Genomic DNA, 15,942 nt, shown 5'->3' with positions numbered 1-15,942 from the left:
GGATATGGTACAAATGGGGTAGGGGAAGAAGTTGCGGAGTTACCACTCCGTCATCTCCGAGAACAGTCCCCAAAGTTGGTCCTGCTCGGGCACGGGGGCCGTAATGGAGACGTCCTCTCCGGTCACCGGGTGGGTGAAGGAGAGCTTGCGACTGTGTAGGTTGATATTACCGTCCTCATTGCGGTGGGCCGAGCCATACTTCAGATCACCGTGAATGGGTGTTTTCAGTTGGGAAGCCAATTGGACACGAATCTGGTGCGGCCGGCCCGTCTCTGGTTTGACTTCCAGCAGGATGTTTGAACCAACCCGACCCAGCAGCCGGTAGTCCAGGTGCGCTCTTTTGGCTCCTTGGTGGCGGTTGGAGTCTGCTTTCGGAAGCATTTTGCTGCGGTTCTTGTCCGTATCCTTAAAGATGTATCCGGTCAGGCTTCCTTCTATCGGCTTGGGCTGTTCGTTCACGATGGCCCAGTAGGTTTTCTGGACTTTACGCTCCCGAAAGAGTTCGTTCATGCGCTTTAGCCCCTTGCTCGTCCGGCCAAAAAGGATGACTCCGGAAACCGGCCGATCCAGACGGTGGATAGCACCCAGGAAAACGGCGCCCGGCTTGTCGTAGCGGTGCTTGATGTAGGCCTTCACCCAGTCCATGACTGTGGTATCACCCGTTTTATCGCTCTGGCTGAGAATGCCCGCGGGCTTATTCACGGCGATCAGGTGATTGTCCTCAAAAAGTACCTGCAACTGCATACGGTCGGTTGAATTAGATTCGGAGGCAAAGGTAGCTTAAAGCAAAGGCTTACAAGGCGACCAGAATTTGGATTTTGCGAGACCTACCGTGTGCTCAGAATACACTAAACATTATTTTACGGATACTGTCTCACCATAACAAACTGTATGGAAAATTGGAACATAGTTAAAATTATCATTTGCATCTACTCCGAAGAACCTTGACCTTACAAATAGATTATAGCCTTAGCATTTGCACCGCCTTGGTGCCCTTTCCGGTTTTCCGCTTTAGACACTTGACAAACAAATTAGATAATGACTCACTCACTTAAACTCAGCCGCTTCCTTAGCCTGCTGGTTTTGCTAATCGCCGGATTTTGTACGCTTTCCGCCACTGAGCTCGATCGTGCTTTGATGCCCGGCAACGACGAATGCGGATCAGCCACTCTCATCTTGGTCAATGCGCCCCAGACGTGCACCTCCGTAGGTGCGGGAACATTGAATGCTGCAACTGCTTCTCCTGGGCCGGTGGCCTGTTTGGGTACGGCTAATAATGACGTTTGGTTCCGTTTCACTGCCGGCGCTACGGGCACGACCATCCGGCTTACCAATATCCTTGGTGGGGATAGCGATTTCGTCCACGAGGTGTATTCGGGTACGTGCGATAACCTTACGCGCATCAGCTGTTCGGACCCTAACACGAGTACGCTCTTCAATCTCACCGTAGGGGCCGCATACTACATCCGGGTGTTCACTTTTGAAAATCTGCCCGCGGCGACAACTTTTAACGTCTGCGTTCAATTGCCCTCGCCACCACCGGACAATGACGATTGCGGCGCGGCTTTCCCCTTACTCCTTTCGGAGAACAGTACCTGTACCGCAGGATTCAATGCCACCACTTTCGGCGCCACCCGCGGCCCCGAAACCAACGTTTGCAGTACCGCCAACGACGATGACGTCTGGTTCCGCTTCGTAGCCCCAACGACCGACCCTTACCTATTTGAGCTGAGTAATTTTGAGCAACAAACGTACGTCCACGTTTACAGCGGCGTGTGTGGTGGAAATTTAACGCGTATTGGAAACTGCCTGGCTACAACCAGTTCCCGCGTTGATTTAGTTGCCGGGCAAACCTATCTCGTTCAAATCCACACGGCCTCTCCATCGCTCCGGACGAACTTCCGGCTCTGCGCCCGCCGCATCGTGCCGCCACCGATCAACGATGATTGCATTGATGCGGTCAACGTTTTCATGGGCAATAACCCCGGGTGCGATAATACCGTTCGGGGAAGCCTCGAAGGTGCTACTTCATCGGGGAATAACGCGCGTTGCACCGGTACGGAGAACAACGACGTTTGGTACTCCTTTCTTGCTACCTCCTCCGCCGTGGATATTTCCATCCTCCGGGTGCGGGGTAACATCCGGGATATCGTCCACAGCGTTTACACCGGCACCTGCAACAACCTTACGCAACTCGCCTGTACGGATAACCCCGATAATAGTACCCTGGCAGGCCTTAACGTGGGGCAACGCTACTACGTCCGTATCAACACCTGGAGCAGCGCGGGCGGCGCCACGACTACTTTTGATCTTTGCTTAAGCCAGTCCGCCGCCAGCCTTCCCGTCGAATTTGCCGATTTTACCGGAGAAAGCCGGACCAAAAACAACCTGCTGGAATGGACGACCGCCTCCGAAGCCAATACCGAGTTTCACGTGCTCGAACGAGCCAACCCTCAGGACAATTCGTGGAAGAGCCTGGTAACGCTTGAAGCGGCGGGCGAATCCGATCGAGCCATTACCTACCAAGCCGTGGACGAGTCGCCGCTCCCCAGCAGCATCTACCGTATCCGAAGTATTGATTTTGACGGAACGGAGTCCGTATCCAACACCCTGCAATTGGAGCGGAAGCAGACCGATCTTTTCCTGCAGTCCGTACAACCCAACCCGGTCACCACTGACCTGCGCGTCAGCTACCTCGCGGTGGAAGGTACTGAAGTGTCTTACCGGATATTCAACTCCGTCGGCCAATCGGTTTTGCAGCGGCGGATTCCTATCGGCCAAGCCAACGGAACCGTTGATATCCCCATGGCTCACCTTCCCGCGGGCGCCTACTTCCTGGAGTTATCCGATGGAAAGCAACGGCTTACCCGTCGGGTAATCAAGCGCTGATCCGGTTACTTGATCCTGAACTTTGCACCCGCGGCAGCGCCCCAATCCGCCGTATTTTTGCCGCATGAAACTGACCCTGGCCTATAGCCCCTGCCCGAACGATACCTTCATTTTCGATGCCTTGGTTCACCACCGCATCGACACGGAAGGCCTGGAGTTTGAGGTGCATCTTGGTGACGTAGAAGAGCTCAATCAACTTGCCTTTCGGGGTGAGATGGACGTCACCAAACTCAGTTACCACGCTTACGGCCACCTTACCGATCAGTATGCTTTGCTCAACGCCGGCAGCGCGCTGGGCCGTGGTGTCGGTCCGCTTTTAGTGACGGCAAACAAAGAATTGGCGCTGCCGCAGGTGGTTAGTAATGGGGATGAACCGGCAAATAACTGGTGGAAATATCCTAACCCTAAAGTCGCAATCCCAGGAAAGTACACCACCGCAAACTACCTGCTGGGGCTGGCCTATCCGGGATTGGTAAACAAAGAGGAAGTGTTGTTCTCCGACATTGAGGGCCGCGTACTGAGTGGAGAATTTACCGCCGGCCTGCTGATCCACGAAAACCGTTTCACCTACCACGAAAGGGGCCTCCACAAAATCGCGGATCTGGGCGAGTACTGGGAAGAACAAACGGGCCTGCCGATTCCCCTCGGCGGTATTGTGATTCGTAAAAATCTGCCTCAGGAGGTACGGGAAACCTTCGACCGGGTGCTCGCGCGTTCGGTCCGTTACGCTTTCGAAAATCCGGATGCCTCCGCTGCCTACGTCGCTGAGCACGCCCAGGAAATGGACGCCGAAGTGCGGCGCAAACACATCGAGCTATACGTCAATGAGTTCTCCCGAGACCTCGGCACCGAAGGCCACGCCGCCGTAAAGGCCTTCCTGGAGCAGGGTAGGGAACGCGGCGTGTTGCCCGCTCCTATTTCGGAGGACTAGCCTGCCATACCTCCTCCACCACCGCAACTTCTTCAAGTTCGATCCGGGAGAGTTCTTTCAGCTCCCCTCGCTCGTAGAGCTGGGGTAGATCATTCAAGGGGGTACCCATTGGCGCTTTGTAGTTCACGTAATCCGAAAATAGCACCCCGTCGATAACTCGTGGATTATAGGCCGAGCGGAAGCGAACGCCTCCGCCATCCACCCGGTAATCGTATGCCAGATAGTCGACGCGGTCCGTCGAGTCGTTGATCCAGTACAGGAAATTGTCGTCGTGGTCGTCGCCCCCATTCTCCTCGTCGAAGTGTATCCGTAGCAACTGGTATTCTTTACCCTTGATTGTTGCATTTCCGTCCAAAGACAAGTTGACTGCAGCATCCGTTAGCTTATCGGGGAGGGATGCGAAGTAGATTACGGAATTCACCGAACGGCCATACTTGGCGGCCATCGTATCCGGCAAGCTTACCGGTACGCCATTGGTGAATCGTACCAGGCGGCCGTTGGTCAGCACGTCCAGGATGGTGTCACTCTCTACGTAAGTTGTGCGCGTGTACAGGCTCCTTTCTAAGTCACGGTTGAAACTGTAGTCCACGCCCCGGAACGTGAAACGGTACGCGAGCTTATCCGCGCCGGCGTAACCGTGGGCTTGCAGGGCGCGGTTCAGTAAGTCTTTCGCGGGAGTGGCCATAGGCATCGTACTGGGTTGTGTGGGCTTGCCGGAGCAGGCAAATACAGTAGCCAGCAAACAGAAGAACCCGAAAAGTTGCTTGAGTAGTCTTAGCATACGTGCAAGGTAGGTCCAAACCAATCCATTATTTAGCCGTAGCTGCCATGTCCGTCCGCAGGTGACGGAGAGGCAAAAATGTCTCTCGAGAAGAACGTAGTTTGAGCAAGTCTCTCAAAAGATAAGCCGCAGTAACCATGCGGGATACTGCGGCTTTAAACTTTTTCGCACTACTGTTAAACAGCAAAGACTAGTAATGCATAATCAGTACTATAGGACATTACCTAGCGCGTCAGGAACACGCTCCGGTTACGGTCCAGCTCCCGAAAGAACGGATCGGTCATGTCCTTCACGAAACGGATCGCTTCGCCGGTGGACTTCATTTCCGGGCCGAGTTGCTTGTCGACGTTAGGGAACTTGTTGAAGCTAAAGACCGGCACCTTGATGGCGTATCCACTGGGCTGTGGGTTGATGTCGAAGTCCTTCAACTTTTTAGCACCGAGCATCACTTTGGTGGCGATGTTCAGGTAAGGAACTTTGTAGGCTTTCGCGATGAATGGTGTCGTCCGGGAAGCACGGGGGTTGGCTTCGATTACGAAGACCGTTTCCTCGCCGGTCTGCTTATCAATGCGGATGGCGAATTGTACGTTGATGAGTCCTTTGGTCTTAAGCGCAAAGGCCAGTTTCTCGGTGTACTCCCGCATCTTGTTGACGGAGTCGATGCTTAGAGAGTAGGTAGGAAGTACGGCCGAAGAATCACCGGAGTGGATACCGGCGGGTTCGATGTGCTCCATAATGCCCATGATGTGGACTTCGTCGCCATCACAAATGGCATCCACTTCCGCTTCCTTGGCGCGGTCGAGGAAGTGGTCCACCAGGACGACCATGTTGGGATCTTTTTTGAAGATGCTCAGTACGTGGCGCTCAAGCTCATCGTCGTTGATGACGATCCGCATATCCTGTCCACCGAGTACGTAGCTGGGGCGAACGAGCACTGGGTAACCAACGCGATTGGCAACCTCAAGGGCCTGGTCGGCATCCTTGGCCGTACCGTAGTTGGGGTAGGGGATGTCGAGTTCCTTAAGCAGGTCGGAGAAGCGGCCGCGGTCTTCGGCGAGGTCCAGGCTTTCGTAGCTGGAACCGAATACTTTGATACCCCGGTTGTGGAACTCTTCCGCCAACTTGAGGGCCGTCTGGCCACCCAACTGTACGATGATGCCTTCCGGTTTTTCGAGCTCAATGATCTCACGGATGTGCTCCCAGTAGACGGGCTCGAAGTAGAGCTTGTCGGCCTGGTCGAAGTCCGTGGATACGGTCTCCGGGTTACAGTTGACCATTATAGCTTCGTAACCGCTTTCCTGGACGGCGCGCAGACCGTGGACGCAGCAGTAGTCGAACTCGATGCCCTGACCGATACGGTTGGGCCCCGAGCCGAGAACGATGACCTTTTTCTTATCGGTCACGATGCTCTCGTTCTCCGAATCGAAGGTGGAGTAGAAGTAGGGCGTCTTGGCCTCAAACTCGGCCGCGCAGGTGTCCACCATTTTGTAGGTACGGCGGATACCGAGCTCGTAGCGGCGCTTGGTGACTTGCTCTTCTTCTACCCGTAGTAGGTAGGCCAATTGCTGGTCTGAGTAGCCTTTCTCCTTCAGGGTACGGAAGAAGGTAGTGGGGATGTCCTCCGGTACGTTGTACTTGACGACTTCCTTTTCCAAGTCCACCAGCTCCTTGATCTGGTTGATGAACCACATGTCGATCTTTGTCAGCTTGTGGATGGTCTTGCGCGGGACGCCCAGGCGGAGCGCATCCTTCAGGCGGAAGATCCGGTCTTCACTGACGTTCTCCAGGCGGTGGAGGATGTCGTCCGTCTTGATCCATTCCTTTTTGTCAGAACCGAGGCCGGCGCGGCCGTTCTCGAGAGATTGGCAAGCTTTTTGGAGGGCTTCCTGGAAGTTGCGCCCGATACCCATCACTTCTCCTACGGACTTCATCTGCAGGCCGAGGATGTGGTCGGCGCCGGGGAACTTGTTGAAGTTCCAGCGGGGGATCTTTACGATGACGTAATCGAGCGTCGGCTCGAAGAAGGCTGAGGTCGTACCCGTGATCTGGTTCTTCAGTTCGTCCAGCGTAAACCCGAGGGCCAATTTCGCGGCAATCTTGGCGATGGGGTAACCGGTAGCCTTGGAGGCCAACGCCGAAGAGCGAGATACCCGGGGGTTGATCTCAATTACGATCAGTTCCTCCGTCTCGGGGTTTTGGCTGAATTGGATATTACAGCCGCCGGCGAAGTTGCCCATCGAGCGCATGGCGTGGATCGCCTGATTCCGCATATCCTGGTAGGCCTTGTCCGAGAGCGTCATGGCGGGGGCCACCGTGATGGAATCGCCGGTGTGGATACCCATCGGGTCGAAGTTCTCCACCGCACAGATGATGACGACGTTGTTGGCGGCGTCCCGCAGCAGTTCGAGTTCGAATTCCTTCCAGCCAAGGACGGCCTTGTCGATCAGTACTTCGTGGGTGGGGGAAGCATCGAGACCACGGCGGAGCATTTCAGCGTAGTCCTCCTCCTTAAAACAAAATCCGCCACCAAATCCACCGAGGGTGTAGCTGGGGCGGATCACGAGGGGGAATCCAATTTCCTGGGCGGCTTCCATTCCTTCGAGGAAGGAGTTGGCAATCATGGCCGGGGCACACTTGAGGCCGATCTTTTCCATGTGGAGGCGGAAGAGCTCCCGATTCTCCGCCAGGTCGATGGCCTCGAGGTCGACGCCAATCAGTTTGATGTTGTACTTCTCCCAGAGGTTGAGTTCGCCACACTCAATGGCGAGGTTCAGCGCCGTCTGGCCACCCATCGTGGGGAGGACGGCATCAATCTGCGGTTGCTCTTTGAGGATCTGCTCTACGGACTCCGGCGTAAGGGGGAGGAGGTATACGTTCTCCGCCGTCATCGGGTCCGTCATGATGGTGGCCGGGTTGGGGTTGATGATGGTGACCTCAACGCCTTCTTCCCGCAGACTCCGGCTTGCCTGGCTACCGGAATAATCAAACTCACAAGCTTGGCCGATGATGATGGGGCCGGAGCCAATGATGAGTACTGATTTGATACTTTGATCCTTAGGCATAGCAGAGTGGGTATGGGTAAATTCGCGCAAAGATAATCAAGGCGCACACGGATTGTATGTGTCGTGACCCCAAAAAAGTATCAATTTGCGGGCGTAGAAGCGCACCGATTGCGTTGTCTAATCCCAAGGCCTGGCCTAGCCACTTCCCTTAGTTAAAAGGACCTTAAACACAGACGGGATGCGCTCCCTTTCAGTAGCAGAGCCGTCTTAAATGCGGACTACGTCACAAGTGTCGGGCCACACCCTCAACTTTAAGTTATTCACCATGCGATTCTTGACCCTTTGTCTGCTTGCCCTTTGCCTGAGTACCTGCGCTAGCGCCCAGGTCAAACAGCCTGCTTTATTAGTTGATGCTGCGCCGGTGGTGGATACGCTAATGCTGCTAACAACACCAGCGTGGGAAGAGGAAAAAGGGTCACTGCACCCCGGCTACCTGCTCAGCTTAACGGACGACTTGAATTTTGCTGAGGACGCCGTAAAGGAGTCCGCCAGAAAGTACCGCCACCTGCTCGGGCGTTGGAAAAAAGAAGGGATTGCGCTTACCCTTTCCGTGGATGGTTTCATGGGCGAAGGGCTCGTGCATCCACGCTACAAGCGGGGCCGTGATTTTTATATCGTTTACGATATCGTCGCGGTCAATGAAGAACACTTGATCCTGAAGGACCAGCGAACGGGTAAGCAGCGAAAGTACCGCGCCACCGATAAAAGCGCCGTGCAAGACCAATCCGAACTGCGTAAACCCAAAGGAAAGAAGGATACAAAGTGGACGCTACCCGACTTAAACAACCGGTAATACACATCAAACAGGTCTACATCGACACGAATTCGACGACCTCTAATCCGTAACCTTCCAGGCCAATCCGATTTTTGGGATTGTTAGAGAGAATGCGCAGTTTACTCACCTTCAGGTCCCTAAGCATTTGGGCACCAATACCGAAGTCCCGCTGGTCCATACTGGCCGGCTGGGAGATGCTGGCCTTCCGACCGTCCTGCATGCGAGACTTAAGGAGCCGCAGCCCGGCAATAACCTCGCTACCGTCTTGGTGGGGACGCATGAAGAGAAGAATTCCTTTGCCCGCTTCGCTGATCTTTTCGAGCGGACCGTGGAGGCCAGTGCTGTAGCCCGAAAGAAGGCTGTGCAGCAAGTCGCGGCTGGAGGTACTGGAGTGGACGCGCGTCAGGACGGGTTCATCCACTGCCCACTCCCCGTGGGTGAGGGCGAGGTGTACGTCATTATTCGTCGTCTGCCGGTAAGCGTAGAGCTTGAAGGGGCCGTAGCGAGTGTCAAGGTCCATGCTGAATTCGCACTCTACCAGGCGCTCCATCTGCAGGCGGTAGGCTACGAGGTCTTCGATACTGACGATCTTGAGGTCGTGCTCCTTCGCCAAATCCATGAGGTAGGGCATCCGTGCCATTTCGCCGTCGGGCTTGAGGATCTCTACTATCACGCCGGCGGGGTAGAGGTTGGCCATCGTCGCCAGATCGACGGCGGCTTCGGTGTGGCCGGTGCGGCGTAGCACGCCACCCTTGACGGCCCGGAGGGGGAAGACGTGGCCGGGGCGGGTGAAGTCCGAAGGTTTCGCGGAATGCTCCGTCATACGGCGAATGCAGGTAGCGCGGTCGTAGGCTGAAATGCCCGTTGTACAGCCGTGGCCAATTAAATCGATGGTTACGCTGAAGGCCGTTTCGTGGACGTCCGTATTCGTCTCCACCATTTTGGTCAGCCCCAGGCGGTCGGCCCGTTCTTCTGCGATGGGCGTGCAGATGAGCCCGCGGCCGTAGGTGGCCATGAAGTTGATGATCTCGGGCGTCACCCGCTCGGCGGCGCAGACGAAATCGCCTTCGTTTTCACGGTCCTCGTCGTCTACCACGATGACGACTTTGCCGGCGCGAATGTCGGCGACGGCCTCTTCGATGGTGTTGAGTTGGTAGGTAGCGCGGCCGGCTTCGGCTTGGCTAGTGACGGTTGCTTGGTTGCCAGACATTGGTAGAGATTCCGGTGAGGTAGCGGTAGAAGCCGACCAGGAGGGCCACGTTCATCGCCAAAAAATAACGCAGTTTTCGAAGGGCGCTGACGTGGATGCCAGCATCGGACAACAATACGTCCGCAAGCGCACCCGTGAGGACCAAACCGCTGAGTACAGTAAACGATAACCACACCCAATGGTTGCCCGTGCAAAGGGCTAATCCCAGCCAGGCCAAAGCGCCAATTAGGAGCAAAAAGGGCGTCCACCATCGGAGGACCTTGTGGCTGAAGAAACTCCAGGCCAACTTGGATTTCGTGGGGAACCACCACAAGCTGCGAAAGCGAATCAGGTTCTGCCAGTTCCCACTACTTATGCGCACCTTCCGGCGGAACTCTTCGTGGATGTGCTGCCCGACGCTTTCTTCTACAATGGCCGTAGGGCTGCTAATCCCGCGGTAACCTAATTCGTAGGCGGACATGCACAGGTAGAAATCATCCACCAAAAACCGATCCGGTACGGGGCGAAACGCGGCGGCGCGCAGGGCGTAGCAGCCACCGAAAGGGCCAATCATCGTTCCGTACAGCATACCCTCGGCCCGCTTGAGTTGGACTTCACGGTCGATGTATTCCGTTTCCGCCGCGCCGATGCCCGTGGCCGTGCCGCCGGTCTGGACCATGGTGGTATCGACGACGGCCAGTTGCTCATCCCGCAACATCGGTTGGACGAGCTCGGTGATGGTGTCCGGCCGCAGCATTACGCTGGCGTCGGTGATGATGTAAACGCCCTCCGGCCCCGCCTGATGGGCGAGTTGGTTGATGATGGCGGGCTTCCCCTGGCGGGAAGTAAAGAGGGTAGGGGAGAGACGGGATTCCCGCTGCTGGTATTCCCTCAGAATATCGTTGGTGGCGTCGCTACTGTTATCGCTGCCGATCAGAAAATTAAGTTGACCCCGGTAATCCTGGGTGAGGAGTGACTCCATTTTCTCCCGGAGGACCGCTTCCTCGTTGTGGACGGCCATCAGTACGTAAACCGGTGGCCAGTCAGCCGTGGGGATGGGTTCATTCCAATCTCTTTCTACCTGCGGCAGCGCCCGCCTGATCGTCAGGAAGGGGTAAATGACGTACGTGTGCAGCACGCCAAGTACGCATAAAATCAGGATAATTGTCAGGGCAACCGTCACGGCGCAAAGGTAGCGAAGGATTGCCGCGTGTTCCGTCTGCCGGGTTGGCTACTTGCTTCGCAAACGGTGGATCAGGCGAGGGCCAAAAACGCCAGCGCGGCGAGGGCAGCGCCGGCCAGGGGACCTACGATGGGAATCCAGGCATAGCCCCAGTTGCTCCCTCCCTTGCCGGGGATGGGCAAAAACGCGTGGGCGATCCGCGGACCGAGGTCACGCGCTGGGTTGATGGCGTACCCCGTCGTGCCACCCAGGGAAAGGCCAATAGCGAGTACCAGCAGGGCGACGGGAAGGGCATCGAGTGACCCGAGGCCTACCTCCTGATCCCCAAATGAAGGACCGGCCAGGAACAACACGGCCAACACGAAAGCGAACGTGGCGAGCACCTCGCTCACGAAATTCGAAACGGTATCCTTGATGGCGGGGCCCGTACTGAAGGTGCCCAGAATAGTAGCTGGTTCCGTCTCCGCCGCGTAGTGCGGCCGGTACTGCAACCACGCCAGGCTGGCACCGGTTATGCCGCCCGCCACCTGGGCCAACAGGTAACCGGGGACTTCCGCCCAGGGAAAATCCTTGGCCATCGCCAGGGCCAGCGTGACGGCAGGATTCAAGTGAGCGCCACTGGCCTCGGCCGAGATGAAAACGCCGACGAAAACGGCCATCGCCCAGCCGAAAGAAATAACGATCCAGCCGCTTGCCTTTCCGTAAGTGCCCTTGAGGCTGACGTTGGCGTTGACGCCGCAACCCAAGAGCAAGAGGACGGCGGTTCCGATAAATTCTGAGAGGTAACTGTGCATGAGTGGGTGGGCGATGGTGAAAGCGGACGGTAAAGTAAGCAGCCGCAGCGAATGACGCCCAATCTACACGTACTCAATTTGTTAGGTGAGGCCCGCCGGAACACTTCCGGCTAATTCCAGTTAGCCTTCCAGCATCCAAGCATTTCTTAACCAAAACAACCTGATGCATTATGGCAAACAACACCAATAACTGGCCCGAACTGGCCATCGGCCTCTACGACAAGCTCACCGGCCGTGGCGCGGAAATCACCTACGAATTCGACCAGTTCGAAGTCTTCGTACCGAGCTCTACTAACGATGACGCCGACTCCGCCAAGTGGAAGATGAACGGCACGCTGCGCATCCGCACGGCGGATAACGTCGACCGGAGCAAGGAAGACTAACACCCTCAGCCCTAACCATTTTTGATCGTACCCACCTTACCACCACCCGCATGACCATTGATAAAGTATACCGCATCCTGGCGAAGGTCGGGATCGACGCTGAGCTGAAGATGGAAGCGCCAAGTGGTGGTCTGGTGCAGGTACGAACGGCCGAAAGTACTGGTAACCTGCGCGTCCGCTGCTCCGAAGGCAGTGCCGTATGGGACCTATTTCGCCTGGCCAACGCACTGGGGACGACCCAGTTCAACCTGAAAGGGTTGCGGCGACTCCGCTCTCCCTTGGTGCAGACGGTAGAGGTTACAATCGGCGACGATCCCTTGCTGACCTGGCACCCGGAGAAGTTTCCCCGCGTTCATTCGCTGCGTACCCTCTTTAAGGTGTTGCGCGATCGGGATTAGGAAAGAACAGACGATTTAGGCTAAAGAGAAAGGGCACGGAGGAATGATTCCTTCGTGCCCTTTGCTTTGTGTGAAACGGTGGTTTAACCGAGAACGTCCACGCAGTTCAAATCCTCGAACGCTTTCTTGAGGCGCTCGGAGAAGCTGACCTCCGCCTTGCGGACCCAGTTGCGGGGGTCGTAGTTCTTCTTGTTCGGCTTCTCCTCGCCTTCGGGGTTACCGATCTGTGACTGGAGGTAGTCTTTCTTCTCTGCTTCGAACCTCCGGACGCCGTCCCAGTAAGCCCACTGGAGGTCGGTGTCGATATTCATTTTGACGGCACCGTAGTCGATGGCTTCCTTGATTTCCGCTTCGCTGGAGCCGGAGCCACCGTGGAAGACAAAGTTGATGGGGTTGTCCTGCTCGATACCGAGCTTTTCTTTCAGGTAGTCCTGGCTGTTCTTCAGGATCTTGGGCGTCAGCTCAACGTTGCCGGGCTTGTAGACGCCGTGGACGTTACCGAAGGCGGCGGCGATCGTAAACCGTTCGCCGATCTTGCTGAGGGCCTGGTAGCTTTCAAATACTTCCTCTGGTTGAGTGTAGAGCTTGCTGGAATCGACATCGCTGTTGTCGACACCATCTTCCTCACCGCCGGTGACGCCGAGTTCGATCTCGATCGTCATGCCGATCTTGTTCATGCGCTCGAAGTACTTGGCGCTGATCTCCAGGTTTTCTTCCAGGGGCTCTTCGCTGAGGTCCAGCATGTGGCTGGAGTAGAGGGGCATGCCGCGCTTGGCGTAGAATTTCTCACCGACGTCAAGCAGTCCGTCGATCCAGGGGAGGAGTTTCTTGGCGCAGTGGTCCGTGTGCAGGATCACCGGTACACCGTAGGCTTCGGCCATCGTGTGGACGTGCATGGCACCGGAGAGGCCGCCCTGAATGGCACCCTTCTGGTTTTCGTTGCCGAGTCCCTTTCCGGCGAAGAACTGGGCACCGCCGTTAGAGAATTGGATGATTACCGGGCTGTTGAGTGCCTTGGCGGTCTCCAGTACGGCGTTTACCGTGGAGCTGCTCGTCACGTTGACGGCGGGCAGGGCAAACTTATTTTCGTTGGCGTAGCGCAGGAGTTGGGTTACTTCGTCTCCGTGAAGGACGCCGGCGCGGAATTTTTGCTTTGTCATAGTTTTCATTTTCGGGGGCGAAGATAACGAAAATTAGGGGGGCTGGGAAGGATACAAATGCGGCGGATTATCCGAAGCGACGGTGAGCTATGGATCGATTAAATGGTCTTGCGTTGACTTTTTAGGGTACAGCCCCAGCGCTTTGAGGATGTATGGGTGTACGGTCATCATACCTACGAATGGTATATAGACAGCTAAAGCAATCTTAATGATTTTGGAAGATCGCTTGATGGGTAGATGACGCCACATCACAGTCACAGAGATGAGTGGCGTCAGCCAAACTGGAAGGAACAAAATCATAATCATCGCCGCCGCGACGATGATAGTTATATCGTCATTGAGGTCCTCTGATTCACTGGGTAGTAAATCGAAAGGATTGTCAAGTACCAATAGGTATCCTACAAAACACATAAGGGCGAGGCCCATAATTCCTAGAACGATAGCTAAAGTTCTAACCCAGCGTTTCGCGCTGAAATTGCGAATCACGCTCAAGTGCCAGAGGTAGTAAAGGGCTGGAGGAATGAGTATTAATAGGCCATGCAAACTCCCTCCTCCCACAATATCCTCATTGAAGATATTTACTACAATGATTATAAGCGAGGCGAAGGCCAGAGGACCAAACGCGATCGCTCCCAGTACGATCGGGTTTAGAGTCAGAATACGCTTGCTGGAAATCGCCACCACCTACAACTTAAAGTTAGGCTCCAACACGTGCCCGTCCCGGTCGTAAAAATCGCGGATGATCTGTAGCACTTCCTCCGGAGAATCCACCACGGGGATCAGGTCCATATCATGCGCACTAATGGTCTTTTCCTTATCCGCCATCGTTTCCTGAATCCAGGTACGCATGCCGGACCAGAACTCGGAGCCTACCAAAATGACGGGTACCTTGGTGATCTTACCCGTCTGAATCAGGGTCAGCACTTCGAATAACTCATCCAGGGTGCCGAAGCCGCCCGGGCAGCAAACAAAAGCCTGGGCGTACTTCACGAACATCACTTTCCGGACGAAGAAGTAGCGGAAATCAATGTTCTTATCCAGGTCAACGTACTTGTTGGAGCTGGCTTCGAAGGGCAGTTCAATGTTGAGGCCGATGCTGGCGCCCTTCTCCAAATGCGCCCCCTTATTGCCGGCCTCCATAATGCCGGGGCCGCCACCGGTGATGACGCCGTAACCTTCCCGCACCAGGGCACGGCCGATTTCGGTGGCCATCTTGTAAAATTTGTGGTCCGGTTTAGTGCGGGCGGAGCCGAAGATGGAGACGCAGGGGCCAACGCTATTCATCACTTCGTAGCCTTCTACGAATTCGGAGATGACTTTGAACATCGTCCAGGAGTTCTCTCCGGTTGAGTTATTGTTCCAGCGGCGAGGGGCTAGGCGATTGAGGCCTTGTTCGTTATTCATGCTTGGGGTTTTTTCTTGGTATCAGCGGCGCTAAAGATAACGCCCGTGGAAAGAGTAGGTGAAGGACAAACGCTACCACTTGGCAGATGGTACTTCGCAAGGCGGCCAACAATGGTCCGACGTCTTACCACGGCAATCAAAGCAGGATTACTCAATTATTTTTTCCAAGTCGGGCAACGCTTTACGGTCTCAGTTCGTTCTTTCCAGCGAATATTCGCCGTGCAGCTTAACTCTCAAATGCCAAAGCCGGCCCCGCCACGTAAACCTTACTAATGACACTGACCCAAACATCCGCCCAAACCGCCCGCTCCACCCAACTCATGCACACCCTGAGTGATGAGCTCCGCGTCCCCAACCACCGCCTTCACGGTTTCATCCGTTTACAGGACGATCTTTTCCTCGACCCTATGGACGTCAAGCTCCTCATCGCCAGCCTCGAAAGTAAGCTGGAGTACTACCTCACCGAAGAGGAAATGGCTCAGATCGAGACGGTAGGTGACATCCAGTCTTTCTTCCTGCGCTAGTTTTATTTTAGGGCGCTACCGCAGGTGCCGGGGAATTGGGATGAACTAATCTCTACTTATCGGACCAACTCAAAGTCGAACCGAAATCCCTGTAGCTCCGTGCGGAGGTGCAGGGTAGAATCCGTCAACTCCAGTACGTCGTACGTAAGGGGTGGGATGACCCCCTGGGTAATAATGGTCCCCTCCTCCTCGATGTAGGAGCCGGGGCTTTCGTTCCCCATCAAATTCGTATTCAGCCCACCTTTGGGGGAGAACTCGTAGTAAAGACCCTCCAGCATTTCGGTCTCCATATTGTTGCGCATTGCCTTCTGCAATTCCCACCGCCCTTCGATGGTGGCGGGCGTGTCGGAGACATCCTTTACGCAAGAAGGCAGGGAGACGATGAGCAGCAGCAAAACGGGAAGTAGAAAACGCATTCGGTAGGTCAGGTTATACGGTTGGACGAACGTAAGAGTACGGCAAAAGTTAA

Annotated in this window: 16 protein-coding genes; 6 read left to right on the top strand and 10 right to left on the bottom strand. The window is 55.5% G+C overall.

Translation table 11 applies throughout. The features are described from left to right. Window positions 1-39: 39 nt before the first annotated feature. Window positions 40-744 carry an RluA family pseudouridine synthase gene (locus A3850_RS16405; protein WP_068218965.1) on the bottom strand — a complete coding sequence of 235 codons (705 nt, stop codon included), beginning with the start codon at window positions 742-744 and terminating at the stop codon, window positions 40-42. A 294-nt stretch (window positions 745-1,038) separates the two neighbouring features. On the opposite strand from A3850_RS16405, the gene A3850_RS16400 reads away from it, so the two are divergent. Both A3850_RS16400 and A3850_RS16395 read left to right on the top strand, forming a co-directional pair. Then, a complete protein-coding gene (locus A3850_RS16400) occupies window positions 1,039-2,889 on the top strand; it encodes a T9SS type A sorting domain-containing protein (RefSeq protein ID WP_157501316.1) in 1,851 nt (616 codons plus the stop codon). A 64-nt stretch (window positions 2,890-2,953) separates the two neighbouring features. Further along, a complete protein-coding gene (locus A3850_RS16395) occupies window positions 2,954-3,820 on the top strand; it encodes a menaquinone biosynthesis family protein (RefSeq protein ID WP_068218958.1) in 867 nt (288 codons plus the stop codon). Here A3850_RS16395 and A3850_RS16390 read toward each other — a convergent pair. Both A3850_RS16390 and carB read right to left on the bottom strand, forming a co-directional pair. Beyond that, complete coding sequence (locus A3850_RS16390; protein ID WP_068218955.1) at window positions 3,804-4,601, bottom strand: DUF6503 family protein; 798 nt, start codon at window positions 4,599-4,601, stop codon at window positions 3,804-3,806. The genes A3850_RS16395 and A3850_RS16390 overlap by 17 nt on opposite strands. Window positions 4,602-4,825: 224 nt before the next feature. Further along, a complete protein-coding gene (gene carB / locus A3850_RS16385; protein ID WP_068218952.1) occupies window positions 4,826-7,663 on the bottom strand; it encodes a carbamoyl-phosphate synthase large subunit in 2,838 nt (945 codons plus the stop codon). A gap of 265 nt (window positions 7,664-7,928) precedes the next feature. Here carB and A3850_RS16380 point away from each other — a divergent pair, with 265 nt between their 5' ends. After that, complete coding sequence (locus A3850_RS16380) at window positions 7,929-8,456, top strand: hypothetical protein (protein WP_157501313.1); 528 nt, start codon at window positions 7,929-7,931, stop codon at window positions 8,454-8,456. Between the two features lie 16 nt (window positions 8,457-8,472). On the opposite strand, the gene ribB is transcribed toward A3850_RS16380, so the two are convergent. From ribB to A3850_RS16365, 3 genes are all read right to left on the bottom strand, one after another. Beyond that, window positions 8,473-9,648 (bottom strand): 3,4-dihydroxy-2-butanone-4-phosphate synthase, encoded by a 1,176-nt coding sequence (gene ribB, locus A3850_RS16375; protein WP_068218946.1) that lies wholly within the window; start codon window positions 9,646-9,648, stop codon window positions 8,473-8,475. Continuing rightward, window positions 9,620-10,810, bottom strand: coding sequence for a glycosyltransferase (locus tag A3850_RS16370; RefSeq protein WP_068218943.1), 1,191 nt, complete (start codon window positions 10,808-10,810; stop codon window positions 9,620-9,622). Before A3850_RS16370 ends, ribB begins: the two co-directional genes overlap by 29 nt. A gap of 71 nt (window positions 10,811-10,881) precedes the next feature. Then, window positions 10,882-11,604: an MIP/aquaporin family protein gene (locus tag A3850_RS16365; protein ID WP_068218940.1), complete on the bottom strand. Its 723-nt coding sequence runs from the start codon at window positions 11,602-11,604 to the stop codon at window positions 10,882-10,884. Between the two features lie 170 nt (window positions 11,605-11,774). Between A3850_RS16365 and A3850_RS16360 the strand changes: the two genes are divergently transcribed. Together A3850_RS16360 and A3850_RS16355 are read left to right on the top strand one after the other, a co-directional pair. Then, window positions 11,775-11,987 carry a hypothetical protein gene (locus A3850_RS16360; RefSeq protein ID WP_068218937.1) on the top strand — a complete coding sequence of 71 codons (213 nt, stop codon included), beginning with the start codon at window positions 11,775-11,777 and terminating at the stop codon, window positions 11,985-11,987. Between the two features lie 50 nt (window positions 11,988-12,037). Next, window positions 12,038-12,385, top strand: coding sequence for a hypothetical protein (locus tag A3850_RS16355; RefSeq protein WP_068218934.1), 348 nt, complete (start codon window positions 12,038-12,040; stop codon window positions 12,383-12,385). 83 nt (window positions 12,386-12,468) lie between these two features. Here A3850_RS16355 and fbaA read toward each other — a convergent pair whose 3' ends face one another. From fbaA to A3850_RS16340, 3 genes are all read right to left on the bottom strand, one after another. Then, window positions 12,469-13,545 carry a class II fructose-bisphosphate aldolase gene (gene fbaA / locus A3850_RS16350; protein ID WP_068218931.1) on the bottom strand — a complete coding sequence of 359 codons (1,077 nt, stop codon included), beginning with the start codon at window positions 13,543-13,545 and terminating at the stop codon, window positions 12,469-12,471. A gap of 87 nt (window positions 13,546-13,632) precedes the next feature. Further along, complete coding sequence (locus A3850_RS16345; RefSeq protein WP_157501310.1) at window positions 13,633-14,226, bottom strand: hypothetical protein; 594 nt, start codon at window positions 14,224-14,226, stop codon at window positions 13,633-13,635. A gap of 3 nt (window positions 14,227-14,229) precedes the next feature. Continuing rightward, complete coding sequence (locus tag A3850_RS16340) at window positions 14,230-14,949, bottom strand: TIGR00730 family Rossman fold protein (protein WP_068218924.1); 720 nt, start codon at window positions 14,947-14,949, stop codon at window positions 14,230-14,232. Between the two features lie 272 nt (window positions 14,950-15,221). Here A3850_RS16340 and A3850_RS16335 point away from each other — a divergent pair, with 272 nt between their 5' ends. Further along, window positions 15,222-15,473 (top strand): hypothetical protein, encoded by a 252-nt coding sequence (locus A3850_RS16335; RefSeq protein ID WP_068218921.1) that lies wholly within the window; start codon window positions 15,222-15,224, stop codon window positions 15,471-15,473. Window positions 15,474-15,529: 56 nt separating this feature from the next. Here the strand turns inward: A3850_RS16335 and A3850_RS16330 are convergent, their stop codons facing one another. Beyond that, window positions 15,530-15,889: a hypothetical protein gene (locus tag A3850_RS16330; RefSeq protein WP_068218917.1), complete on the bottom strand. Its 360-nt coding sequence runs from the start codon at window positions 15,887-15,889 to the stop codon at window positions 15,530-15,532. Window positions 15,890-15,942 lie beyond the last annotated feature (53 nt).

This window comes from Lewinella sp. 4G2 (assembly GCF_001625015.1).
Taxonomy (GTDB): domain Bacteria; phylum Bacteroidota; class Bacteroidia; order Chitinophagales; family Saprospiraceae; genus Neolewinella.
This window is presented reverse-complemented; position numbering and strand designations above follow the sequence as displayed.